Source organism: Actinomycetota bacterium, assembly GCA_040754375.1.
Lineage (GTDB): Bacteria > Actinomycetota > Acidimicrobiia > Acidimicrobiales > AC-14 > JBFMCT01.
On sequence record JBFMCT010000048.1, the window covers coordinates 1 to 23,887 of the forward strand.

Genomic DNA, 23,887 nt, shown 5'->3' on the forward strand with positions numbered 1-23,887 from the left:
CGGTGACCACCATCGTCGACGCGTCGGGGCGGGAGACCGAGGTCGTCTGGCCGTGGAGGTCCTTGAGGGCGACCAGGGCCCCGTCGGGGCCGAAGAGGAAGGTCTCGGTGCCGTTGCGCACCACCGTGTAGCTGCCGTCGGGCGCCTTGGACAGGGTGGCCCGCACCCTGGGGGGCGCGGCGTAGCCCGCCCCGGCCACGGTGAACACCACCTCGCAGCCGTTCTCCTGGGTGAAGGTGACCTGGCCGGGCGAGACCGACAGGGCCATGGCGTAGGTGCTGGACCAGGCCCTTGCCGAACGGCCCGTCGACGGCCGCCAGGTCGCTGTTGTAGGTGCGCTGCAGCCGCAGGGGCACGCCCCGGCCCGGGATGGTCAGGTCTGTGAACGTGTGCCAGAAGTTGCCGGTGGCGGTGTTGACCGGGAAGTGCGTCGCCTGGCCGAAGCTGGCGGCCGCCTGGCCCGAGGCGGAGTTGCACGCCCCCCGCCGTTCGTGGTCGGCCATGGGCCCGCCGACCAGACGCGGCTGGCGGCCCGACGCCACGTAGTGGGCGGCGATGCGCTCGGGGGACAGGGGGGCGTCGTAAACGGCGGCCTCGTCGAGGTGGCCCTTGAAGTGGGTGCCGCCCGAACCAAGGCTCACCCCCAGGGACACGTTGCTCGAGCCCGACCCGGTCGCCGGGCCCGCCATGGCCACGTTGCCGACCTCGACCGAGTCGAGGTAGAGGCGCAGCCGGGCGCCGTCGCCGGTCAGCACGGCGTGGTGCCACTCGCTGTCGGCCACGTAGGCGCTTGAGGTTACGGTGGCCGAGCCCCCGGCCACCTGGGCCCTGGCGGTCAGCCGGCGCTCTTTCACCCCGAGCCGGTACCAGCCCGGCCCGACATGCACCAGGTAGCCCTCCCCTTGCCATCCGGGGTCAACCCTGAACCAGGCCTCGAGGGAGAAGTGCCCGAAGCCCAGGGGGTTGGGGCTGCCCAGGCTCGTGCGGTTCAGGCTGGCCCAGTCCCCGTTGAGGTACACGGCGGTGTCGGGGTCCCCGCCGATGGCGCCGGCGTGGCCGGCGGTGGCCGAGCTGTTGAGCTGCAGGAGGCCGGTCTGGTCGTGACCGGCGCCGCCCGCCCCGAGGCGCCAGTAGGACTTCGGGCTGTCCTCGAGCACCGTCGACCGGTAGTCGGCGGCGACGGCGCTGCGTACGGGCCCGAGCGGGGCGAAGGGGAGGCCGGCCACTGCCACCAGGGCCAGGACCGGGCCCACGAGCAACCTCAGGCCCGTCCGGCGACGGTACGTCGTGCGGGTCCTCAGCATGACCGTCCCACCGTCGAGCCGAGGCGGCCGATGGCGCCGAGGGTCTCGGGCGAGTGCAGCCTGGCCAGCTCCTCGGGCGACAACCTCGACAACTGGTAGTCGGCCCGCTCCAGGACCACGGCCAAGTCGTCGACCACCGCCTTTACGGCTTCCGCCTCGGCCCTGACGGCCCCGGTGGCGGCCTCGGCGGCCACTGCGCTGCGGGGCGAGGCCGACCCGATCAGGGACCGCAGGGTTGCCGGCTCGGCCAGCGACACCAGCACCAGGCGCAGGTCGTCGGCCAGGGGCCGGGCCGCGTCACAGAACGCCCTGGTCGGCGGCCCCGGCGGGACCGACGTGGTGGTCGTGGTCGGGGCGAGGGTGGTAGTGGTGCGGGGAGCGAGTGTGGTGGTGGGGGCGAGGGTGGTCGACGGCCGGGGGCCAAGGGCCGTGGTTGTCGGGCCCATGGGCCGGTCGGTCGTCGACGGCGGCGGCGCCAACGATGTCACCGTCTGCGCCCCTGCCGCCACCGAGGTCGTCCCCGTGGCCTTGGCCCACTGGAGGGTGGCGGTCAACGACAGCACCACCACTGCGGCCACGGCCGCCGGGCGAGCGCCCCGGGCCAGAGCCCCGAGAAAACGTGTGCTCCGCCTGTGGGGGCGGTTGCTTGGCCTGCCGTCCATGCTCTCTCCGATCCCTTCGTGGCCGAGGTCCGTCCCCGCCGCCACTCGGCCGCTCAAGGCCGCCGGGCGCCTCCCATGCCGGGAGGTGCGTCACAGACCACATCGGCGCGTCGACGACCGACCTTGAGCACGAGTGCGCGATCACGGTCCTCTCGTTCCGCTTGCGGAGCCAAGTGGTCCTCTCCCGAGAGTGGTCCGGTGCCTCTGGTCACGGTTCGGCGGCATCGGTCCCCGTCACCCCTGCCGCGGACCACCACCAGGCGTCGGCCCGGCGACGCTCGTTACGCCCAACCTTGCAGTTGCTCAAGCTGGCTCTGTCGATCGGTCAAGGAGATCGCCACCGTCAACGCCACCGGTCAACGAGCTCGCGCCCCGCCATGCCCGTGGACCGGTCCGGCGCCGGCCTCCGTCGCGTGATCGCTGCCCCTTCGTAGTCCGCGGTCAGGGCCCGGAAGCAGGGACCGGCGGCGGGCTGGCCAGCACCCGGGAACTCCCACCGTCGTCGCCCGGCGGGCCATTCGAGAAGGCCCCGGCGGCGAGCGGACACGGCGGAAGTCCACTGCCAACCGGGGCGCCCAATGCTATGTCGTTGACGTTGCCGGCAACGTTGACGGCGCCGACGGCCGCACAGAGGCGGCGGTCCTTCCTCGCCGCTGGCAAGGTCACCGGCAAGGGGTGGGGCGCAGGCTCGGCCCATGTGGGACACGACGAACCTGTTCAAGGCGCTCAGCCAGGAGTGGGAGCACGAGAGCCGCACGTCCGCCGCCCGGGCCGCGTGGCGGCGGTGGGCAGCGACCGAACCGGCCCTGTGGGCGTTCGCCGGCCCGGGTGAGGCCGTCGCCTACTGCCGGCGTAGCGGGCCCGACGCGGCGGCCGTCCTGTCCGCAGTGGCGGCCCGCGCCGGCACCGAGCCGTTGGCGGCCCGAGCAGTGTTGCAGGCCGTCCTTCCCGGGCTGGCCGGGGTCAGCCGCCGGGCCTGGCGAGGGGGACGAGGCACGTGGCTGTGGGAGTCGGTCGAGGAGCTGGACCAGCTCGTGGTGGCCACCGCCTACGGCCTCATTAGGGCGCTGCCAGCGGGCACCAAGACCCCGTGGGCCGCCCGGCGGGTGGTCGACGGGACCTGGCAGCGGCTGCGGACCGCCATGGCCGGCCAGGCCCGCTGGCTGGAGCGCCGGGCGTCGGCCGACGTGGCCGCCATGGCCGAGCCGGCGTGGGCGCAGGAACGCCGGCACCGGCCCGGCGAGGAACTGGCCGCCGTCCTGTCCGACGCCCTCGCTCGCGAGCTGCTCGACCCCCTCGACGCCTGGCTCGTCTACCGCACCCGCGTCGAGGACTGCACTCTCGCCCGCCTCGGCCCCGAGGTGGGACAGGGCCGCAAGGCGCTGGGCCGACGGCGCGAGCGGGCCGAGGGCGTGCTCGTCGGCGCACGGGGCGCAGGGTGAACCCGCAGGGGCGGGGCGGCCCGGCCGGCGGCGGCACACTGGTCGACGACCTCGTCATGTGGGTGCTGGCGGCGCTGGCCGCCGCCGGCGGTGCCACTTGGGGTGGGGCACAGCTGGCCACCCTGGTCGGCTCCGGCCGGCCGCTGCCGGTGGGCGTCGGCTCGGCCATGCAGGCCCTGCTCCGCCTGCCCACGACCCTCGGCCGCCCGGCCGTGGCGTGGCCCGACGAGGTCCGGGACCTGGTCCCCGGGCCGGTGCTGTACTGGTCCGCCACCGCGATGGCGGTCGCCGCCGTGGCCGCCCTGGCCGCGGTTGCCTACCACCTGCTGCGGGGCCAGCGGGCGGGTACCGAGCGCCGGCGCCGCCTCGGGGTGGACACCCGGGCTCACCTGGCCCGGCCCCACGAGATCGCGCCACTGGTCGTGCCCGGGCCCTGCCCGGGGAGGCTGGTCCTCGGGCGCGTCGGGCACCGGCTCGTCGCCACCGAGCGCCGTGACCGCCGGCGGACGCGCCGCTGGGGCCGTCGCGGCCGTCGCCGGGGCGACCGCTCGGCAGTAGCCGTGATCGGGCCCACCCGGTGCGGTAAGACGGCCAACGTCATCTCGGGGGTCCTCGAGTGGGAAGGCCCGGCCATCCTCTCCAGCGTCAAGGACGACCTGCTCGAGGCCACCATCGCCCGCCGCCGCCGGCTCGGTGAGGTCAAGGTCTTCGACCCGACCGGGACGACGGGTGAGCCATGCGCCCAATGGACGCCGCTGAGGGCGTGCACGACGCCCACCGGCGCCCAGAAGGCGGCGAGGATGCTGGCCGACTCCCAGCGGGGGGCCACCCGGGAGGACGCGTCGTTCGCCTTCTTCGCCGACCTCGCCTCCCAGGTGCTGTGGGCCCTGTTCTACACGGCGGCCGTCTCCGGCCACACGATGAGCGACGTCCTGCGCTGGGTGCTGACCACCGACCGTCCCACCCCCAAGGACCGGGGCCAGGTCGCAGGCCTGCTCGACGTCGAGCTGGCCTCTGACGACCGTCGTCGGCGCCGGTTCGCCGGCGACGCCCTGCGTGCCCTCACCGGCACGTGGGAGAAGGACCCCCGCACCACTTCCAACATCTACGTCACCGCCCAGAGGATGCTCGGCGTCTGGCAGGACCCCAACGTCCTCGACAACGCCCAGCGGTGCGAGATCGACCTCGAATGGCTGCTGTCGGGGGACAACACTCTCTACGTCTGTGCCCCCGTCAACGAGCAGGACCGCCTCTCGGTCGTGTTCGGCGCCCTGCTGTCGGACCTGATCGCCCAGCAGGTCTACGAGTGGGGCGCCCGCCACGACGGTCCCATGCCCGACCTGCTGGCCGTCCTCGACGAAGCCGCCAACACCCCCACCCGCTGGCTCCCGGCGGTGGCGTCCACCTGCTCGGGCCTCGGCCTGTTGCTGGTGACCATCTGGCAGTCGAAGGCCCAGATCGACGACGCCTACGGCACCCTGGCCGACAGCGTGCTCACCAACCACGGGAGCAAGGTGATCTTCTCGGGGCTGTCCGACCCCTCCACGCTGGAGTACGTGAGCCGCCTGCTCGGCGACGAGGAGGTCCGACAGCACGGGCTTTCGTTCGACCTCGCCGGCGGCGCCCGGAGCATCAGCGAGTCGACGACGCGCGAGCGGCTGCTGCCCGGCGACGTCCTGCGCCAGGCCGAGCCCGACAACGCCCTCCTCATCCACGGGACACTCCCGCCCGCCCACCTGCGGGCCCGCCCCTACTACGCGAACCGCCGCCTCCGGGCCCTGGCCGGCCTCGGCCGGCAACCGGGGCGGGCGGGCACGCGGGACGGGACAGCCCCCGCGCCGACGGACGGCGGGACCGCCGCCTGAGCCCGTGCGGCGGGCACCGGGCGCCTGGGCCGTAGGACCGGGGCTTGGGCCGAGCCGTCGTCGGGTCTGGGCGGTGATCTCCCCGGGTGCCGCCGAAGGGCGAGCGGACCTGTCGTGGCCGCCGCTGCGCGTAGGGCATCACTGGTCCTCACTGGAGGACCACGTCGGCGTCCAAACGGTCGGCGGCAGGGTTGCCGGCAAGCCGACCGGCAACCGGTGGCCGTCACGATCGCCCCCGGACGCGACTTCCCGGAGGTTGCCATGGCCGTCGACCGTGAAGAGGTGCTGGCACGCACAGACCTGGCCGCCCTGGCCGACGAGCTGCTGGGGCCGCACAAGGGCAGGGGCCGCTCGGCGACATGGCCGTGCCCCGAGCGTAACCACGGTCCCCAGACAGGCAGGACGCCTCCGGTGAGCGTCTACGAGAGCTCAGGCGGGACGCAGCGTTGGCACTGCCACGGCTGCGGCGCCGGCGGGACGGCTGCCGACCTGGTGATGACGGTGAAGGGCGTGGGCTTCGCCGAGGCATTGGAGGACCTGGCTCGCCGGGGCGGCGTGGGAGACCGCGGGTGGGAGGGGCGACGGCAGCCGCCTCGGCCGCTCGGCCGGGACCGGCGTGACAGGGCCCATGGGGCGCAGCCCCAACCGGCGGTCGAGGCCTACGTCGCCGCCGCCGAGGCGCACCTGTGGTCGCCGGGGGGAAGGACCGCCCGGCGCTGGCTGGCCGGACGGGGTCTGGACGAGGACGTCCTGCGGGCCAACCGTGTCGGCTCCGACCCCGGGCCCCAGCGGATGGAGCGGGCCGAGGGGCTCCCCCGAGGGGGCCGAGCGGTGGTCTTCCCAGTGCTCGACGCCGACGGGCGCGCCCTCTACCTGCAGGCCCGCTACCTGCGGCCGCGCGCCCACAAGTACGAGAACCCCTCCTCGACGCTCGTCGGCCCGTCGCCGCGGCTGGCCGAGGTCCGGACCGGGACAGGGGCCGGGGCCGTGGCGCCCGGGGCGGTGATCGTCGCCGAGGGGATCCCCGACGGGCTCACGGCCGCCCAGGCCGGCTTCCGCACGGTCGCCGTCCTGGGTGCCGGGCTCCCCGACGAACGGCTGGCCGCCGACCTGCTGCGGCGCCACCCCGGCGAGGCACTCGTGATCGCCTTCGACCCCGACCACCGCGGCCGGGCCGGCGCGGCGGCATTGCGCGACCTGGTGGCCAAGGCTTCGCCCGCAGCCCGGGCAACCGTGCTGGACGTGCCCGCAGCCTGGGGCGACCTCAACGGCTGGCTGACCTGCGTGCGCGACGACTTCGTGCCCGAGCTCCGCTCCGCGGTGGACCGGGCGATGCGAACAGTGGGACGAGCCCCTGCCGTTCGCGTCCCAGGCATGACCCGTGGTGCGCCACAGGGACCGGGCAGCGGCGCTGGCGGTACCCCGCGGGGCCTGGCCGTAGACGCCGAACCCGAGGTTTCACTGGACATCGACTTGGGTCTCTGAGACCCCTCGAACACGGTCGTGCAGCTCGCTCCGCGACAGGTCCTGTGCCCCACTATCGGGATGCGAGTTCTGTTCGGAGGACCCCAGGCCCACGGGGGTTCCCACACCTCATTCGCCTCATGCGGCCTGGGAAGGTCTCGGTGCCCCGACTTCGGTCGTGATCCCCCTGTGTCCCGCTGGCGTGGTGGAGAGGCGCCGGTTGAGGATCTGGCCTACGCCGCCAGGGGAGCGCATAAGGCCGACCCCGCCGCTTGGGGTGGACCTAACTTAACTAACCCGTCTTCTGCGGACGGAAGAGGGTGATGATAGTCAGGCCCACGACACTGATCGCGCCGCCGACGCGTCCGGCGAGGAACAAGAGGGCCACCGCCTCCGATCGGCACATGGACTCCCCCTGCAGGACCATGAGCAGCGCGGGACCGCTGCACTTGTACACGATGCCTCCGGATGAGACGGGAGTCAAGCCTATGACCGTGAAAGCCAGGGCACCCACGACAACGACGAGAATCCCAATCTTCTGCACCGGTGTCATCGTCATCATCGGTCGCTCGGTCCCACTGCGGTCCCTCCCTGCCATGTGGCTCCAGCCCTCACCACACATATCGGAGCACGAGCTCAGACCCTTTAGAGTCATCATCGGCACGGAGCGGACTTCGGGGACGGCGAGAGAGTCGAGTCGGGTTCGTTCAAGCAACCGTTGTGCAACCCGGGAGATATCTACAAGCTGTCCCCGCGTACGCAGCCCCTAACCTAAAGATTGATCGTCACGTCTGGTTCCCGGGGCTGATCGGCCTCGACGGCGCGGGCCGTACGGCGCCACTCGGCCAGGAGGCGGTCGTCGTCGGGGCGGGGGCCGATCGCGGCGGCGAGGGGGGTCTCGGCGTCGAGGGGGCCTGCCTCGGGGCCGATGCCGAGGGACTCGTGGCGGAAGCGTTCGATGGCTCGCGCCGGCTCGTCCCAGTCCTTGGCGGCCGGGCCGTCGGGCCGGGGGCCCAATAGAGCGGTGAGGTAGGGACGGGGTCGGGACAGGGCGCGGGTGACCTGCAGGTCGAGCGCGGCCTGCACCTCGGCGAGGTCGGCGTCGATTGGGCCGCGGTCGCCACGCCCCGAGGCGATCGCATCCGCTCGTTTGCGAGCGCGAAGGGCGGCGTGCTCCGCAGCCGCAAGGTCGTCGGCCGACGCCTCCAGGGCCCGCCGGGCGAGCTCGAGGCGCTGCTGGTCGGGCCGTCGACGCGCCCCGACCTGGAGGTCCTCGACCTGGTGTATGCGGCGGGCGTGGCCCGCCTGGGCGACAAGGAGCCTGTCCTCCGCGTGCGCCGCCTCGGCGACCGAGTCGAGGCGGCGGGGCGACCCGGGGGCGGCGGCCAGCAGGGCGAGCAGCTCGCGGCGCTGCCCGGCCAGCTCCGCCGTCGGACGGCCCGCAGCCAGCTCGGCCTGCGCGGCCGAAAGGACGCCGGCGATGTGGTCGTAGTGGTCCTCGGCACCGCTGGTGGGGCGAGGCCCTAGCGCCCACTCTGGCGACAACGCGCCCGGCCGCCAGCCGTCCACCGACCAGCGGGCGCGGTAGACGGCAACAGCCCCGACGGCGCGGTCCCAAGTCGCCCGAAGGCGCCCGTCGGGCCGTCGCCCGAGGTGGGCGACGACCGGCGGTGGGGGCTCCACGACGTGCCGGGCCGCGACCATGCGGGCCGCGTCCCGGTAGGCGTGCTCGACCACCTCGGGGTCATGGGGGGCCGGCGACAGCAGGAGGCGCCCCAGTTCCGCCAGAGAGCAGGTGCGCAGGAGCCGGGCCACCTCCGGCACCTGGGGGTCGAGCTCGCGCGCCAGCCGTTCGTAGTCCTCGGCCTCGAGCCGGGCCGTCACCGCCTCCAGAGTGGACAGCTCGTCCCCCACCACCGGGAGGCGGGAGTGGCGCTCGGGCGGCGGCACCAGTTCGTCACGGCGGACCATGTAGAGGCGCACGTCGTTCCGCCCCCGGGTGAGCCCGACGTAGACGCCGGGGCGGCTGGAGCGGTCGGTCACCAGGTGGCGGCCGGCGTGGTAGGTGGCCCCCTGGGCGCCGTAGGAGGTCATGGCGTAGCTGTGGGCCAGGGGGCACGGGACCCCGGCGCGGACACGGGTGGCGAGATGAGAGTACGGGACGACGACCCGGCCCCGGCGCTCGAAGTCCACCGTCAGGTCGGCGTCGTCTCCGGTGTGGACATCAACGACCCGGCCCCGCTCGGCGTTGCGTACGAACTCCGACCTGGGGGCACCTCGTGGGCGGAGCCTGGGGCTCTGGGTGACGGCGATCACCTCGTCGCCGGCCTGGAACGACAGCTCGCCCACGTCGAGGGCAGGGCCGTGAAGGGTGCCGTCGGCCGACAGCAGCGCCCGGGCGCGCCGGTTGAGCTCCCGGCGCTCGTAGTGGTGATCGGAGATCATCGAGGAGGCCTCGACGGAGGGGTCGGACTGGCGGCGGAGGCGGTCGAGGTACCAGTCGGCCACCAGGGAGTCGAGCAGTTCGTCGGGCGAGGAGGCCTCCACCAGGCGGTCGTCCCGCCGTAGCCGGTCCATGGCCTCGGCCACCCGCCCGGCGGCGTACTCGGCCGACGCCATGCGAACCTCGGCCATCTCGGGGGACGACTGGCGACGCCGTTCCCACAGCACGGCCCGGTCGTCCGGCCAGCGTTCGAGCAGCGCCCGCCAGCCGCCGCCGGCGGCCACCGCCGAGTGCTGGGCCGGGTCGCCGACCAGGCGCACAGCGGCCCCGGCCGCCCTCACGTGGTCGACGAGGCGGTCAAGGTCACGGTTGGGCAGGGTCGAGGCCTCGTCGATGACGAGCACGGTCCGTTCGTCGAGCGGCGGCTCGGCGAGGGTGCCGGCACGGTAGGCGTCGAGGCGGACCAGCAGGCTGGCCACCGTCGAGCACTCCAGACCGGTGGCCTCGGCGAGGTGCTCGGCGGCCGTGGCCTGGACGCAGGCGCCGACCACCCGCAGCCCACTACGTCGCCACGCCTGGGCGGCTGCCTCCAGCGCCGTCGTCTTGCCCGTCCCCCCCGGCCCCTCCACGCACTGGACGCGGTGGCCCGACCTGCACACCGAGCGCACCATCTCCCGCTGGTCCTCGCCGAGCATGGGCCGCTCGGCGAGCACGGCGGCGAGGGCGGCCTCGTCGGCCAGGCCAGCCCCGTCCGCCCGGCCCGCGGCGTAGCCGGCGAAGATGCGTGCCTCCACGGCCAGCATCGCGTGGGTCGTGTAGAGCCCCTCGCCCCGTAGCGCCCGCACCCGGCGGCCGTCGCGACGGCGGATGACCTCCGCGCCGCGGCCGGGGGCGGGACGGTCAAGGTCGAGGGCCACGGGCGCGTCGGTGGCCAGCCAGGCGTCGGCCAGGTCGCAAACCTCGGCCGCGCCCAGGCGGTCCCCGGCCCAGTCGGCCACCGCCTGGAGCACTTCGCGGCGGCCGAAGGTGGGGCTCATCTCGGTCATGCCCTGGGCCGAGCCGAGGCGGTGGAACAGGCGGCGGCGGTCGTCCTCGGTCACCAGCGCGGGGGCGGGCTGGCGGCCCCAGCACCCGGACAAGGCCCGGGCGTCGAAGCCGACGGCGTCGAGCTGGGCGGCCCACCACGGCCGCAGGGCGTCGGGGTCGACGCCCCGTTCGTCCTTGGCCGCCCGGGTGAGGTAGGCGGCGACCTGCAGGCCCCGGGCCCGCATGTGGCGGCCGCCGGTGTAGAACGCCTCGAGCTGGCCCAGCACCCCGTCGAGCTCACGTGAGCGCTTGGACATCTCCACGACCGCGGCCCGGGGCACGCCGGCGACGTCGGCCAGGCCCCGCTCGGGGGTGTCCCAGGCGACGCCCAGCCGGCGCGCCATCTGGGACCGCAGCTCGGCGGCGGCCAGGTAGCTAGCCGTCTTGGCGTGGGCGAACAGGGCGCGGCCGTCGAGGGCGCGGACCTTGCCGTCGGGCCCCTCGGCCATGTTGGCCACCACCACGTGGCAGTGGAGCTGGGGGTCGAGCGCCCGCGACGTGCCGTGGGTGTAGCAGGCCGCCAGCAGGCCGTTGGCCCTGCGGGGCACCGAGGACGGGCCGCGGCGGACGAACGCGGCGTTGTCCTGCAGGTAGGCCATGCCGGCGTCGACGGCGGCGTGCACGGCAGCCACGATCTCGCCCTGGCGGGCAGGGTCGGCCCGGGCCCAGAGGATGCTCACCGACTTGGGGACGCTAAAGGTCACGTCGTAGGCGATCACCGAGTTGGGGGGCTTGCGCTCGGAGGCGAACCGGGCCACCTCCGCCCGGCGGACCTTCCACCGACGGCCGTCGCCCTCGCGTTGCGCGTCGAGGTAGGGGTGGTCGAAGGTCACCTCGCCGGGTTGCCCGTGTTCGGCCCGGAGCCGGGCGGTACGGGCGGCGATCCGGCGCAGGTACGCGGCCGACACCCCGAGCAAGGCCGCCGCGTCCGGAAGGCTCAGCAGGTCGTCGGGGCTGTCGTTCGGTGGGCGGTCGCCGTGGTCGCGGCCGAGCTGCTCGGCCCGCTCGGCCGGTCCCCGCCCGTCGACGAGCCGCTCGCCGGTCGTCGGGCCCTGGCCCGTGAGCATCCGCTCCAGCTCGCATCGGGCGACCGGCCCCGTCGGCGGAGCGGACACCACGCCCCGGCCGACCCATCGCCCGGCCCCCTCCACCGAGTCCGCGTAGTAGGCCAACGCCCCCTCTGTGGCCGGGGCCGGCTCGGGGCCACGGGTGGGCAGCGACGGGCGTAGCAGGTCGGACTCGTCCCACCACCGCTCCGACCGCCCCGGCGGCTCGGCGCGGTGTCCTTCGAGGTAGTCGACGACCTTGGCGACCGCGGCCGCCCCCTGCCCGCCCCCACCGCGCGCCCCGAGGGGGGTCACGCTCACGATCACCGACGACCTCGTGCGTTCTCGACCGGCACAAAGCCGATCCTGGAGACCTCCCCTTGCCGGTCACCTTGCCGGCAAGCCGCCGACGTCGCGCCGGCTCACGGGCCCGCACCGCCCGCAGGTTTCGCAAAGCGAAACCTGCAAGGGTGTCTCAGCTGGCGACGTGGGGCGACCGACGACCGGGGGACGGTTGCCGGTCGCGTCGCGCGAAGGGGTTCAGTCCGACGCACGGCTGCGAGCGTCGACGCGTTGACAGCAAGTCCATGGACAGGCGGGGTGAGGGTGTCTCCGGCGGCTGACGTGCGGGACGTGCGACGGCTGCCGGTCGCCTCGCTCGAGGTGGTTCAGTTCGACGGAACCGAAGCTCCTGCGACGACCGCGGCGAGGTCGTCGACGCTGGCGAGCAGGGCTGTCGGGGTGAGGCCGAGATCGAGGGTGTGGGTGACGACCGTGACGGCAGCGTTGCGCACCCGGTGGCTGGCCCGGGTGCCGTTGCCCTTGGCGTAGATGAGGTGGCCGGCGTCGAGGCCGAGGGCGGTGCAGTAGGCGAGCATCTGGTACAGGTCGGCGTCGGGGAAGCCCGAGGGCTTCTCCACCTTGTACTTGGCGTCGATCACGGCTGCCGGCTGGCCGTCGAGGTGCCAGACCAGGTCGGGGCGCATGGTGATACGGCTGTCGACGTCGAGGTGGTGACGGTCCTGGGGGCGGCAGCGTCCGCCGAAGGGACGCAACGACTCGACCAGCGCGGCGACCAGGAAGTCCTCGTAGACCTTGGCCATGTCGACCAGGAAACCGTTCACCCGTACGTCGCCGGGTGCCTGGTCGACGGCGTCGCCGGCCAGCACGAGCTCGGCCAACCACAGCGCCACGTGGTAGCGGGCGTTGAGCCTGGTTGGCCTCCAGGCTGGGGTCGACCCCGAGCAGGTGTGAGGCCCGACATCGGCAAGCATCAGCCGGATGCCCCGCAGGCGCTGGCGGGCACGGGCGTCGACGCCGGGCAGGCGGAGCAGCAGCTCAGCCGCGGCCCGCAGCACCCGGTTCTCGGCGATGTCGACGGTGTAGTCGTCGAAACGGACGAGCAGGGGCACGGCCAGCCCGAAGCGCTGGCGGAGCTGGTCCTGATCGCGAAGGCGGCCCCGCAGCACCATGAGCGAGTCGTCGGTCTCGGTGTAGCCCTGGAGCAGCCCCACCTCGGTGGCCCGCTCCACCTGGCTGGCGAACGCCTGGGCCAGGGCCGCCACCAGGTCGTCGACCTCGGCCATGGCGACGGTGTCGGCCCTCCACCCCGGGTCCTTGGCGTAGCCGAGCAGGAACAGCAGGCGGTGGATGTCGACCTTGGGCCTGACCCAAACCGTGACGCCCGAGATCGAGGCCACGCCCACCTTGGTGGTGGCGGTCACCTCCCACTGCCCGCCCCCGAGACGGTGGGCAGAAACGGCCCCCGACGCGGCCAGGGCGTCGCCCACCCTGTCGTCGAGGCGCACCACCGCGGGCTCGCCTCCTTCCTGGAGGCGGAGCTCGGTCACCCCTCCTCGACGGCCCTGAGCAGCGACGCCAGCTCGTAGCGGCGGCGCACGCTGTCCCACTGGCCGTAGTGGTGCTCCTGGAGCAGGGGCAGCAGCGAGGTCCGCCAGATGCGGTCGAGGCTCTCGTGCGAGTGGGCGTCGGCGAGGGTGCTCTTCATAAAGTAGGCCGGCCCGATGCGGAAGTCGGGGTCGTCGATGCGGCGGTTGAGCTCCTCGAGCAGCCTCGCGGCCGTGGCCCCCAGGCCGTGGTGCGCCGACCACCGCTCCAGCAACGACCGGGCCGGCTCCTCGCCAGGGTCGAGGGACACGAAGCCGAACCGCCGGCGCATGGCCGAATCGACGAGGGCGATCGAACGGTCGGCGGTGTTCATGGTGCCGATGAGGTACACGTTGGGGGGAAGGGTGAAGCCCTCCTCGTCGGCCGAGTAGAGCAGGTCGACGGCTTGGTCGCGGTACTCGAGCAGGAAGTACAGCTCGCCGAACACCTTGGCCAGGTTGGCCCGGTTGATCTCGTCGATGATGAGCACGAATGCCTGCTCGGGGTGCTCGCGGGCGCGGTCTACAAGCTTGCGGAACGGCCCCGGCTTGAGCTCGAAGGAGATGGTGCCCTCGGCCCGGCCCGGCACCGGCCGGTAGCCCTCGAAGAAGTCCTCGTAGGTGTAGGCCGGGTGGAACTGCACCAGCTTCACCTGCTCGGGCCCCACCAGGTCGGCCGCCAGCGAGCGGGCGATGAACGTCTTGCCCGTCCCCGGCGGACCGTAGAACACGAGCTGGCGGCGCTCGTCGAGCAGCCGGCGGACCTCCGACAGCCATCCGGCGTCGACGAACAGGCCCTCGGCCAGGCCCGGCGAGGGCTCGGGCAGGTGCTCGTGGCGGGCGGCTCCCCCGAGCTCGTCCTCGTCGACGGGCGGCGCGGTCAGGTCGTCGATGAGGGCGAGGTCGGCGGTGAGGTCGAGCACCGTACTACCCGTCTGGAGGCGGGCGGGCAGCGGCGCCGGCAGGTCGGCGTAGTCGATCGGCGTGTCGGCGTTGCGCCACTCGACGGCGCGACGGAGGTTGGAGCGACCGCCCTCGGAGGCGACGTACTCGCACTCGCCGGTGACGTCACCGATGTAGACGAGGTGCTCGCTCGTGGTCAGGACCGCGTCGCCCGGGCGCACCCGGGTCACGAAGGCGACGATCTCGTCCACCTTGGCCTTCAGCTCATGGTGCTTGAGGTGCTCGTAGTCCTCCTCGGCCAGCGCCCGCAGCTCGTCGGCCCCGATACCAGCCTCGACCGGCCGCAGCTGCGACCCGGCCAGGCTGACGTAGCCACCTTCGAGCCAGGCCGAAACGACGTTAGCGCCCAGCACCGACGAGCCTCGCACCAGCCAGGCCCGACGCTGGGCCGGCCTCTCGCGCCGCCACCGGCGATAGCGGGCCAGGGCGGCATTACGGAACGACTCCGGGTCACCATGGTCGGCCACGGCGGCGCGGCCCTCCTCGGTGAGCGACCACACGCCCCGCCCGTCCTTGGCCAACCAACCCGCCTTGACCATGGTCGTCGTAGACCAGAGGAACTTGTACCGCCACGCCTCCTCGCCCGCCACCAGCTCACGCTCCTCGTCGGTGGGCCGCACCACCGCCTCGATGTGGGCCAGCACCTCCTCTCGCGACGCCGGCCGCCCCCGCTCCGCCATGAACACGGCCGCCTCCCGCATGAGCTGCGCCACCCGCCGGCCGGTGATCACCCGCCCGGCGCCACGCGGGCGGGCAGCCAGCCTTGGTCGTGGAGCTGGTGCCAAGCGGCGGCGACGTGGTCGGGTCCGAACATCCGGCGCTTGCGGGCGCTCCATCCGGCCACCTGCTCGGCGACCGATTCGGGGCCTGCGGCCTGGCCGTCACCGGCGATGGCCAGCCAGTGGACGGTGGCCAGCAGTTCCATGCCGTAGGCCGACTCGAAGCCGTCGCTCAGGGCCACGACCCGGTCGATCCGAGCGACCGTGCCGGGGTGGCGGGCAAGCTCGGCGCGGGCCTCCTCGGCCGCGCCGGGCATGACGGTGATCGGCTCCGCCGACATCACCGGCACGCTGGCGTCGCCGAAACCCCGCAGGAAGTGGCCCTCGACGGCGAGGAGCACGAACCGGAGGTTCTCGGCATAGGGCCCGTAGAGGCCCTTGGCGAACTTCAGCTTGAGCGGTTCCCCCGCCTCCTGGAGGAAGTACATCAGCTTCTGCACCTCGATGAGCGACACCTCCACGGACCGCTCGCGGTACTGGGCCACGATGTCGACGAGGGCCGCCTTTCCAGGCGTCCACTCGGGTCGGCGCGTGTCGGTGACCATGGCCTCAGCCGCCGGCGGGCCCTCGGGCGGGTAAAGCCGCACGTCGACTCCGGGCACCTCGGCCAGCGCTTTCTCGATGACCGGCCTGACCTCCTCCCAGCGCAGGCCGCCGCTACCGCACCCGAGCGGGGGAACGGCCAGCGAGCGGATCCCGTAGGCGCGGACCACGTCGACCAGGTCGGCGAGACCGGCCTCCACGTCGGCCAACCGGGACCGGGCTCGCCAGTGGCCCTTGGTGGGGAAGTTGATGACCAAGCGAGGACCGGCGAGGGCGTTGTTCTCCCAGACGTGCATCTTGCCGAGCTGCACCTCCCCCCGCTTCGCCGCCTTCTCGTAGTCGGTGAGCATGGCCGGGAAGGCCCGGGCGAACTGAAGGGCGATGCCCTTGCCCATGACACCCACCGTGTTCACGGTGTTGACCAGGGCGTCGACCTCGGCCTGAAGGAGGTTGCCGTGCGCTTCGGTGATCAATCGCCCGCTCCCTCCTAGAAGTACCACTTCGGCCGGACCTCGACCTGAGCGTGGGCGCCGACCCTCGCCAGCGCCTCGGTCACCTTCGTACGCATTCTTGCTGTCGCGGCGACCGCGGTGAAGCCATCCCAGGGGACACGGCCGTGCGCCAGGCATTCCGCCATGCGGCGTTCCCGTCGCTCGGGGTCGTCGGGGGTGTTGAACCACAAGGCATCGGCCATCAGGGGCCAGTCCACCAGGTCGTCGAGGTCGTCGAGAGCGCTGGTGAAACGGACCAGGCCGGTGGCCAGCGCCGCGTTCCGATCGGTGAAAACCAAAGAGAGCCCGAGGTCTCCGAGACGCTCGACCGACGTGACCAGGTAGACGAGCGGACCCTGACCGCCAGCGTACTGCTCGACCTGCCCGGCATTGACTGCATAGAGCATCGGGCTGCGGGGCGCGAAGTAGAAGGGGACGTAGTCGCCCACCGACCCGCCCGGGCCCGCTCGGACCGGGCGCCGCCGGCGCTGCTCCTTGATCCGGCGGTTCCCCACTTCAACGACGCACCGTTGGGTACTGGCGGCCTCGCAGAGCAGCCCGTCGGTGACGATGGAGGGCAGGTTGTCGACGTGGGTGAAGTGGTAGAGCGGCGTAGGTCGGGGTCGGGGCATGTCACTGGAGCGGGTGGCGGGGGTCGCCCGGGATCACGGGCAGGTGTCCCGTGGGCCCGCGGGGATCATGCGGTCGCAGTGGCGGGGCGGATCCCGGCGTCGAGCTCGTCGTCGACGATCTGGAGCTGGCCATCGAAGTGGTGCTGGAGGTTGGCAACGAGGCGGGCGACCGAGTTCCCACAACCTCCGGCGAACAGATAGACCCGCATCCACTCGGGCGCGATGTCGAAGCGAACCGGCTGGCCGACGTGGAGGTCGACGGCTTCGACCTCGGCCCGCTCTTCGCCGGTCATCTGCGGGATGCCCCAGAGCCGGAACGGCTCGCGCGCCGAGAACAGCCCGTCAAGGAAACGCTCCAGATCTAGGATACTGCGGCTGAAGCGGAGGACCACCGGGCCACCGCTCAGTCGGGCGCCCCCTCCATCCAGTTCGGTCCAAGTGAGAGCTCGCTGCTCAACCGACTCCACGAAGTGGCGGTAGCGGTCCACCACGCGAGCGACGATCGCCTGGTGGAACCCGAAATCGTCCCCATAGGCGACGAAACGGCCATCGCGGCTGATGCCTTCCACGACGGTCCCTAGATCGTCGTCGGAAGCGGTCACCCCCACGGCGCTGCGCGACACCGCTCCGGGCGCCTGACCCTCGATCGCCCGGAGCAGCTCCTCGGCCATCGTGCCGCTCACGCTCAACCGCAGATCGCCGACATCAGATTGCGGTGACAGGCGCCGTGCGCGGAAGTCGGTCGCCAGCCACCTCGGGGAGGTGCCGGGCCACACGTTCCCGAGATGGTCGGACGGGAGCCAGACCCGGTCGAGCTCCCGCCAGGACTCGACGGCGCCCCTGAGCAGCGCCCTCGCCGCGCCGACCGGGGCGGTGGTATGGACACTCCAGAACCGGCCGTCGAGGTGGTCGACCACGAGGGGCGTGTCGCCGCCCACCTCGTGGAGGTGGACGTCGTCGGTGGCCGAGACACCCTGGGATCCGAACACCTCGCCGAGCATCGCCCCGGGGTCGCCGTTGGCGTGAGCCTCGATGACGAACGTCTTCCAGGGCGAGCGGCTGGACGACGAGGAGAACCGGTCCGCCAGTTCTGCTCGGTTCATGCCATGCCTTCCTCTTCGCTTGCCCGTTCGTCCTCGTCGGCCTCGTCAGCCCGCACCACTTCAACGAGGTCGTCAAATAGTGCCATCTGATCAGCCTCGGCTCTGCGCCGCGCCGGCTTTCCCGCAGAGCGAGCCACGGCCTGGTACACCTGGGTCCGGCCCTGGCGGGCCGCTTCCTCGGGTGAACGCACGAAGCGCACGTAAGCAAGCTCCCGGTTGCCTGTCCGCCCGAGGTACTCGAACGTTGCCGGGTCGCGCCCCACAACGCGACGAACGGCCGCGTCCACCTCGCCGTCAGGCGGCTCCGAGCGGCCTTGCCATACAGCGCATAGTGCGCCATTACTAGCTCGGCCACGGCGGGGACGCTCACCTGTGGAACCTTGCGGCTGAGCACCGAAACGAGAGCGGGCAAGCCGAGGCCGTCGAAGTCGGTGTCGGGTGACTGCTCGTCGACGACCACGAAGCGTGGGGGTGGGCCTGGCACCGCCAGCGGCTCGGCGAAGGCCGCCTGCAGGTCCGCGTCGCTGAACTTCGCCCCGTGATGCTTCACCTCACGGTCCCCGACGGCGAGGACCGGACAGCCAAGGCCTGCTTCCCCGAGGCCTTGAAGAACACGGTCGACATTCTCCTGGAGGCAGGTGTAGAGGGGTTGTACGGCGATCGGCCCCGGCTTCGGGATAGTCAGCGAGGCGGCTCGGATGGCATCGTCGGCCCGGAGCACCCCGTAGCGGCAAGCTTGGCCCTCGTGGACGTTGGCGCCGGCCTTCGCCTCGACCGCGAGGATGGCATTGCGTGCGGGCCGGAACAGAACAGCGTCGACAACCACCTTCGTGTCTCCTGCCGGCATAGGCACCTCGATGCCGGCCAGCGTGAAGCCGGCGCGGGCGAAGGGCGCCGGGTACACGTCTCCCGGCGTGCACAGGCCGATTACAGCATTCAAGGGAACCAGCCGCCGCTCCACCGCCCGAGCGTACGCCTACCAGGGGCGCGAGGAGCAACGGCCGGTCACCAAGCCCATGGGGCACACGACTCGGCTTGGCCCCAGCAATCGTGTGCTGCGCGATTCCTATTCTTCGACGACCTTACCGTCGACATACAGGTGCCCCGCATCTCTGGTTACCAGCTTGTCACCGATTCGCAGCACCCCGTCCTCCAGAAGAACCCGCTCGTCACCGACGTAGGTGAAACCACCTTCCGACATGACGCGTTTGCCGCCGATATATGTGAAGCCACCGTCGTGCACGACTCGCTCATCGCCGACACGCTTGGAGCTCACGATCCGGCTCCAGTCCGAGTTGCCGCCGGAGCTAGCGCGCACCCGTGTACGCGGAACACCGCGGACGAGGGCTCCGGCGCTGGGGCCCTTGCCGATATCGACGCCCGCCCAGGCAAAGAAAAGCTTAAAGAGCTTTAGTGTGACCCACAGGATTACAACAAAGAACGACGATATAACAGCACCGACCGCTGCGACGGCCCAGACGAGTATCTTTGCCCCGATCGGGATCATCTTGACACGCGTCCAGAGGTTGCTGACGGCCGCGGCCCCGAGGACCGCAGCGATCATCACCAAACCCAGGATGACATCTTCGGCAAGGTTGCCTCCAAAGATCGCGAGCAGACCGAATCCGAGAGTGACAACCGAGAACCCCAGCATCCACCAATGCCGTGAGGATGGGGTTGGCACGAACAGCTCTCCTTCTTCCCCGGGCACCTCGTTGCCGGTATCCGATCCGTCACCACCGTCGTCACCGACGCCGCCCTTAGCAGGAAGATCACCCTGACGGATGGCCTCGCGACCGATGCTGCCCGCTACATTCTGAGCGGTACGAGTTGGATTAGTCATAGCTTTGGCTACTCGCCAGCCTTTTACCTCGCCTTTCTTGTTAGTGACGCCTGACCCCTCAATAGCAGTCTGCTTAAGAGATTCGACATCAACCCTATCGATAATCTCGCTCGGTTGAAATCGTTTCGCGCCATCCGACGCGGCATCCCTGAGGCGCTCAGCTTTGTCTCGCAGTCCCACCAGCCACCCTCCGATCAATCTCATGGAGCACACGAGGGGCGACTAAGAACATTGCCGGAACGCCGAGAACATCGGACCCGCCACTTGGCCGTGCCGCCACCAGAGATGAGTTTAACCCGCGCTGTAGGGCGTGCACAAGGGGGTCGAGAAAGAGACCCTGATGGCTACAACCGAACGTCGGTCGTTATGGGACGTGATCGTCCGGGGTGGCCGGGCCCAGGTGATGCCCTGACCGGTCAGCGGGGTGGGTGGCGGGGGCCGTGGCCGGGTGGGGGGTCGAGGGCGGAGCGGAAGGGCTGGCCGGTGCTGATCGACTTGGCCAGGCGGTCGTAGGCGTCCATCACCAGGCGCCAGGTGCGGTGCTCGCCGTGGTCGCGCTGGTCGTTGCGGTGAACGATCGGGAAGGTGCTGAGGATGTAGTCGGCGTCGTCGCGCTCGATGCCGTAGAGGTGGAAGAACGCCCCGTCGAGCTCGGCCCGCAGCCCCGCCCGCCGCTCGTCGTCCCACCGCCACGGCGGCCCACTGTCGCCCAGGTCGCGGGCGAACGGCTCCATGTCCCAGGCCGTGTAGGTCAGCTCCAGGACCCGAGGGCGTACCCACTCGGCCACCGTCTCGGACGACCAGGGCGCGGTGGCGCCGAAGGCCGAGGGCGGGAGGACGGGCAACTGCTCGGCGATGAAGAAGTTCATGGTGGTACCACCGAGCTTCTGCCGGGAGCCGAAGTCGCAGGCCAAACACGCCAGAGCGGACCCAAACAGCCATGGTTCATGCCGTTCGGCCAGCAGAAGCGGGAGCTTGTTCCCGACGGCGGTTCGCGGGGCGGTGGCGGCGATCATGGTGCGTTCGTCGGTGGAGCGGCAGATGTCGCGGAAGCCCAGCAGCCAGTTGTGGGGCCAGCGGTGGGCGAGTTTGGTGTCGACCTCGGGGGCGGGGACCCAGTAGCGGGGTTGGACGACGAAGTGGGGGTCGGCGTGTTCCGCGGCGGTGACGTCGCGGATGGCGCCGGCTTCGTCGTAGGTGGCCCAGCGGTGGTCGAAGTGGTGGACCATCTTGGCCTCGTACAGCGGGAGCATGGTGTCGGGGCCGCGGTGGAAGCCGTTGCCGTGGCGCTGCCAGCCGTCGGCTTCGAGCTCGGCCCGGGTGCGGAAGAGGCCGGAGTCGTTCGACATGTCGATCATGCGCACGAACGACACGCCCCACGGGTTGCCGTCGGGGTCGCCGTGGCGGACCAGCACCGGCACCCGGCGGTAGATGCCGAGCGTGATCTCGGCGTCACGTCGGGTGCGGAACACCGGGCAGGTGCCGGTGTTGGGGTTGAGCAGGGTTATCTCCTCGGGCGTGAGCTCGAACCGCACCCCGGGCCGGGCCAGGTCGGCGGGCTCGCGAGCGAAGAAGGCGAAGTCGGCAGCGTCGACCGGCGACCCCCGGCCGGCCAGGGTGAGCAGGCAGAACTTGAAGCTGCGGTGGACACCCTCGAACAGCGGCTTTGAGTTCTCGAAGTCGAAGAGCGAGACCAGGCTGCGGCGGGCGACCAGGTCCTTGAAGAAGTGCTGGGTGGTGGCGTCGGTGGCGATGCCGGTGGGCAGGATCACGCCCAGGCGGCCCCGGTCGCCGAGCAGGCTGCGGTCGTGCTCGGCGAAAACGGCGTAGGTGTTCACGTCGCCCCGCCCGCACAGCGGGTAGCGACCGCTCTGGCGGATGAGGTGGCTCTCGCCGTCGGCCTGGCGCTTGGCCGCCTCGAACTCTGCGAGGAGCTGCCGGTTCTCGCCGGCCAGAGCGGCAATGAGCCTCTTGCGGGCCGCGGCGTTGGGCGCACCGCCGATGTCGGGGGCGCGGGAGGCGAAGAACTCCTGCTCGGACAGCTTCACCCGTTCCCACGGCGGGTTGCCGAGCACGCAGGAGAAGCCGCCGCTCCAGCCGGCATCGGTCGACCCGGAGCCGGTGACGGTGAAGATCTGGGGGAACTCCAGGTGCCAGTGGAAGAAGCGGTAGCGGGCGGCCAGCCTGGCCACCTCGGCGTGCAGCTCGTCGCCCACCAGGCTGGCCGGCTCGGCCTGCTGCCAGCGTTCGAGCACGACGTGGGTGAGCTCGGGTGCCCCGGCCCGCTTGGCGATCACGAACGCCGCGCACCAGGCGTCGGCCACCAGGCGGGCCCGACGCAGGTCGGACGAGTGTTCGAGGTCGCGCTGGCGGCGCCGGGCCAGGGCCACGTCGGCCAGCGACAGGGCGCCGGCGGCGTCGACCGCCCTGGCTGCCTCGGCCAGCGAACGGTTGTCGACCCAGATGCCGACGCTGGCGAACAGACTGCTCAGCCCCTTCGTTCGCTCGGTGCGGTTGCGCTTGCGCAGGCTCGACACCACCTTGCGGTCGTCACCCTCCAGCGGGGTGTAGGCGTCATCGGGTATACCGGCGGCCAGCAGCGCCGGGGTGGTGCCCAGCAGGGCGTTGCCCACCTTGACGTGGGCGTCGAGGAACGACAGGGGCCGGCCCGGCTGCAGCGCCTCCAGCCACAGGCTGACCTTGGCCAGCTCGGCGGCCAGGGGGTTGAGGTCGACCCCGAAGATGGCGCGGCCGACCACGTCGTGCATGGCCGCCTGGGACTCCAGCACCGTCGGTTCGGACCCGTCGGCCCGCACCCGGGCCAGGCGGGCGGCGATGCGCCGGGCGGCGGCCACCAGGAAGTGGCCCGACCCACAGGCCGGGTCGCACACGGTGAGGGCCAGCAGGGCGGCCTCGGGGTCGGGGGCCTGCTCGGCCTCGTCGAGCAGGGGGTCGAGGGCCGAGTCGAGCAGGCAGTCGATGAGCGAGCTGGGTGTGTAGTAGGAGCCGCTGGTCTTGCGCTCGTTGCCCACCAGGGCCTCGAGGGTGAACGCGCGGGTGGCGGCGTCGTGGCGGGGCACCAGCTCGAGCAGGCTCTCGTAGATGCCCCCCAGCTCCTCGGCCCCCAGGTGGCGATAGTCGACGACCCGCCGGGGCCCGCCCCCGGGGGGCTGGACGACGCACAGGTGGCGCAGCGCCTCCAGCAGGGCCTGGTTGGACAGCTCGCACCCCTCAACCACGTCGGCGGGCGTGGCCTCGAACAGGCCGCCCAGGGCGGGCAGGCCCAGCTCGGGGCGGCCGCCGTCGCGTCCCAGGCCGTCGAGCACCAGCGACAGCGCCTGCCACAGGTCGCCGTGGCCCGTCCCCCGCCGCCGGGTGGCGACGGCCCGCAGGCGGGCGGTGGAGAACCACTGGGTGTAGCGGCGACGGGCCTGGGCAGGGGCGTGGGGGTCGAGGAGCAGGCCGCGGTCCTCGGCCACGAAGCAGAACAGCAGCCGGTAGACGAGGCGCAGCAGGCTGTGGTGGAAGTCGTCGAGGCCAAGGCTGCCACTCGGGCCCAGGCGCTGGCGCAGGTCGGCGTTGGCGGGGTGGCGCAGAAAGCCAGTGCCCAGAGCCTCAATGGCCCGCTGCACGCCGGGGCGCATGGCCCCCAGGGCCCGGATGCCCGACTCAACGGCGTGGGAGCGCCAGCGCTCCAGCCAGCAGTCCTCGGGCCCGGCCTCGGGGCCGGCCGGCTCGAAGCGGCTCTGGTGACAGAGCAGGAAGAGCACGGCGAAGTCGCTGAACACCTCACCGTCGAACATGGCGGCCAGGTCGAACTCCACGTAGGCCTGGCCGACGAGGCTGGAGGAGTCGCGCAGCAGGCGCAGGGTGGCCCCGTTGGCCAGCAGCGCCCAAGTGTGCTCGCTGGAGCGGTTGAGCAGCTCCTGGACCATGGCGTGGGGGGCCCGCTCGGCGGCGCCGGCGACCCCGGGCGTGCGGCGGTCGAGGTCGACGCCCCACCCCAGCAGGTGGACGGGCACCTCGTGCCATAGATGGCTGACGGCGAAGGCCCGCCCGTCGGCCGCGATGCCCCCGGCCGGGGTGGGCGAGACCCTCCCGAAACCCAGCTCCCGCAGCATCACCCCCAGCCACTTCTCCCGGGTCAGCCCGGTGGCCCGGTCGCCCTCGGGCCGGGCGGCCAGGGCGTCGCGGTAGGCGGTCCAGGCGCCGGTGAGCACCGACCACGCCCGGTTGGCCGCCTCCCGGGGGCTGACCCCGAGCTCGAGGTGGTAGCTGTCGCCGGTGAGCCCGGGTAGGTCGTGGGCGGCCCCGACCCCCCCGAGGCGGGCGGGC

General features: G+C 72.2%; 15 protein-coding genes. 3 read left to right on the plus strand and 12 right to left on the minus strand.

Annotation, left to right across the window (positions count from 1 at the left end; genetic code table 11):
• Together AB1673_15295 and AB1673_15300 are read right to left on the minus strand one after the other, a co-directional pair.
• Positions 1 to 1,304 (minus strand): LamG-like jellyroll fold domain-containing protein (locus AB1673_15295; GenBank protein MEW6155330.1); only part of this gene is annotated, 1,304 nt, incomplete at its 3' end.
• Complete coding sequence (locus AB1673_15300) at positions 1,298 to 1,882, minus strand: hypothetical protein (protein ID MEW6155331.1); 585 nt, start codon at positions 1,880 to 1,882, stop codon at positions 1,298 to 1,300. The genes AB1673_15295 and AB1673_15300, both read right to left, overlap by 7 nt.
• Positions 1,883 to 2,661: 779 nt before the next feature.
• Between AB1673_15300 and AB1673_15305 the strand changes: the two genes are divergently transcribed.
• From AB1673_15305 to AB1673_15315, 3 genes are all read left to right on the plus strand, one after another.
• Complete coding sequence (locus AB1673_15305) at positions 2,662 to 3,408, plus strand: hypothetical protein (protein ID MEW6155332.1); 747 nt, start codon at positions 2,662 to 2,664, stop codon at positions 3,406 to 3,408.
• Positions 3,405 to 5,273 (plus strand): type IV secretory system conjugative DNA transfer family protein, encoded by a 1,869-nt coding sequence (locus AB1673_15310; GenBank protein MEW6155333.1) that lies wholly within the window; start codon positions 3,405 to 3,407, stop codon positions 5,271 to 5,273. Before AB1673_15305 ends, AB1673_15310 begins: the two co-directional genes overlap by 4 nt.
• 216 nt (positions 5,274 to 5,489) lie before the next feature.
• Positions 5,490 to 6,758, plus strand: coding sequence for a toprim domain-containing protein (locus AB1673_15315; protein ID MEW6155334.1), 1,269 nt, complete (start codon positions 5,490 to 5,492; stop codon positions 6,756 to 6,758).
• Between the two features lie 271 nt (positions 6,759 to 7,029).
• Here the strand turns inward: AB1673_15315 and AB1673_15320 are convergent, their stop codons facing one another.
• The 10 genes from AB1673_15320 to AB1673_15365 all read right to left on the minus strand — a co-directional run.
• Positions 7,030 to 7,296, minus strand: coding sequence for a hypothetical protein (locus tag AB1673_15320; protein MEW6155335.1), 267 nt, complete (start codon positions 7,294 to 7,296; stop codon positions 7,030 to 7,032).
• Between the two features lie 212 nt (positions 7,297 to 7,508).
• Positions 7,509 to 11,633 carry a MobF family relaxase gene (gene mobF, locus AB1673_15325; GenBank protein ID MEW6155336.1) on the minus strand — a complete coding sequence of 1,375 codons (4,125 nt, stop codon included), beginning with the start codon at positions 11,631 to 11,633 and terminating at the stop codon, positions 7,509 to 7,511.
• 347 nt (positions 11,634 to 11,980) lie between these two features.
• Positions 11,981 to 13,162 carry a restriction endonuclease gene (locus AB1673_15330; protein MEW6155337.1) on the minus strand — a complete coding sequence of 394 codons (1,182 nt, stop codon included), beginning with the start codon at positions 13,160 to 13,162 and terminating at the stop codon, positions 11,981 to 11,983.
• On the minus strand, positions 13,159 to 14,892 hold the full coding sequence (locus AB1673_15335) for an AAA family ATPase (GenBank protein ID MEW6155338.1): 1,734 nt from the start codon (positions 14,890 to 14,892) through the stop codon (positions 13,159 to 13,161). The genes AB1673_15330 and AB1673_15335 overlap by 4 nt, the downstream gene beginning before the upstream one ends.
• Positions 14,889 to 15,956: a macro domain-containing protein gene (locus tag AB1673_15340; GenBank protein MEW6155339.1), complete on the minus strand. Its 1,068-nt coding sequence runs from the start codon at positions 15,954 to 15,956 to the stop codon at positions 14,889 to 14,891. Before AB1673_15340 ends, AB1673_15335 begins: the two co-directional genes overlap by 4 nt.
• Positions 15,957 to 15,970: 14 nt before the next feature.
• On the minus strand, positions 15,971 to 16,606 hold the full coding sequence (locus AB1673_15345) for a DUF4433 domain-containing protein (GenBank protein MEW6155340.1): 636 nt from the start codon (positions 16,604 to 16,606) through the stop codon (positions 15,971 to 15,973).
• A gap of 65 nt (positions 16,607 to 16,671) precedes the next feature.
• Positions 16,672 to 17,709 carry a hypothetical protein gene (locus tag AB1673_15350; GenBank protein ID MEW6155341.1) on the minus strand — a complete coding sequence of 346 codons (1,038 nt, stop codon included), beginning with the start codon at positions 17,707 to 17,709 and terminating at the stop codon, positions 16,672 to 16,674.
• The gene (locus tag AB1673_15355; GenBank protein ID MEW6155342.1) at positions 17,706 to 17,996 is read right to left on the minus strand and encodes a hypothetical protein; all 291 of its coding nucleotides are present in this window, start codon (positions 17,994 to 17,996) and stop codon (positions 17,706 to 17,708) included. The genes AB1673_15350 and AB1673_15355 overlap by 4 nt, the downstream gene beginning before the upstream one ends.
• Positions 17,997 to 18,775: 779 nt before the next feature.
• The gene (locus AB1673_15360) at positions 18,776 to 19,732 is read right to left on the minus strand and encodes a hypothetical protein (GenBank protein MEW6155343.1); all 957 of its coding nucleotides are present in this window, start codon (positions 19,730 to 19,732) and stop codon (positions 18,776 to 18,778) included.
• Between the two features lie 236 nt (positions 19,733 to 19,968).
• A partial coding sequence (locus AB1673_15365) for a DNA methyltransferase (protein MEW6155344.1) occupies positions 19,969 to 23,887 on the minus strand: 3,919 nt, incomplete at its 5' end.

Bases quoted from the DNA above. Each gene is read 5' to 3' on its own strand.
- AB1673_15305 (MEW6155332.1), top strand. From the start codon at position 2,662: ATGTGGGACACGACGAACCTGTTCAAGGCGCTCAGCCAGGAGTGGGAG.
- AB1673_15320 (MEW6155335.1), bottom strand. From the start codon at position 7,296: ATGACGATGACACCGGTGCAGAAGATTGGGATTCTCGTCGTTGTCGTG.
- AB1673_15345 (MEW6155340.1), bottom strand. From the start codon at position 16,606: ATGCCCCGACCCCGACCTACGCCGCTCTACCACTTCACCCACGTCGAC.
- AB1673_15350 (MEW6155341.1), bottom strand. From the start codon at position 17,709: ATGAACCGAGCAGAACTGGCGGACCGGTTCTCCTCGTCGTCCAGCCGC.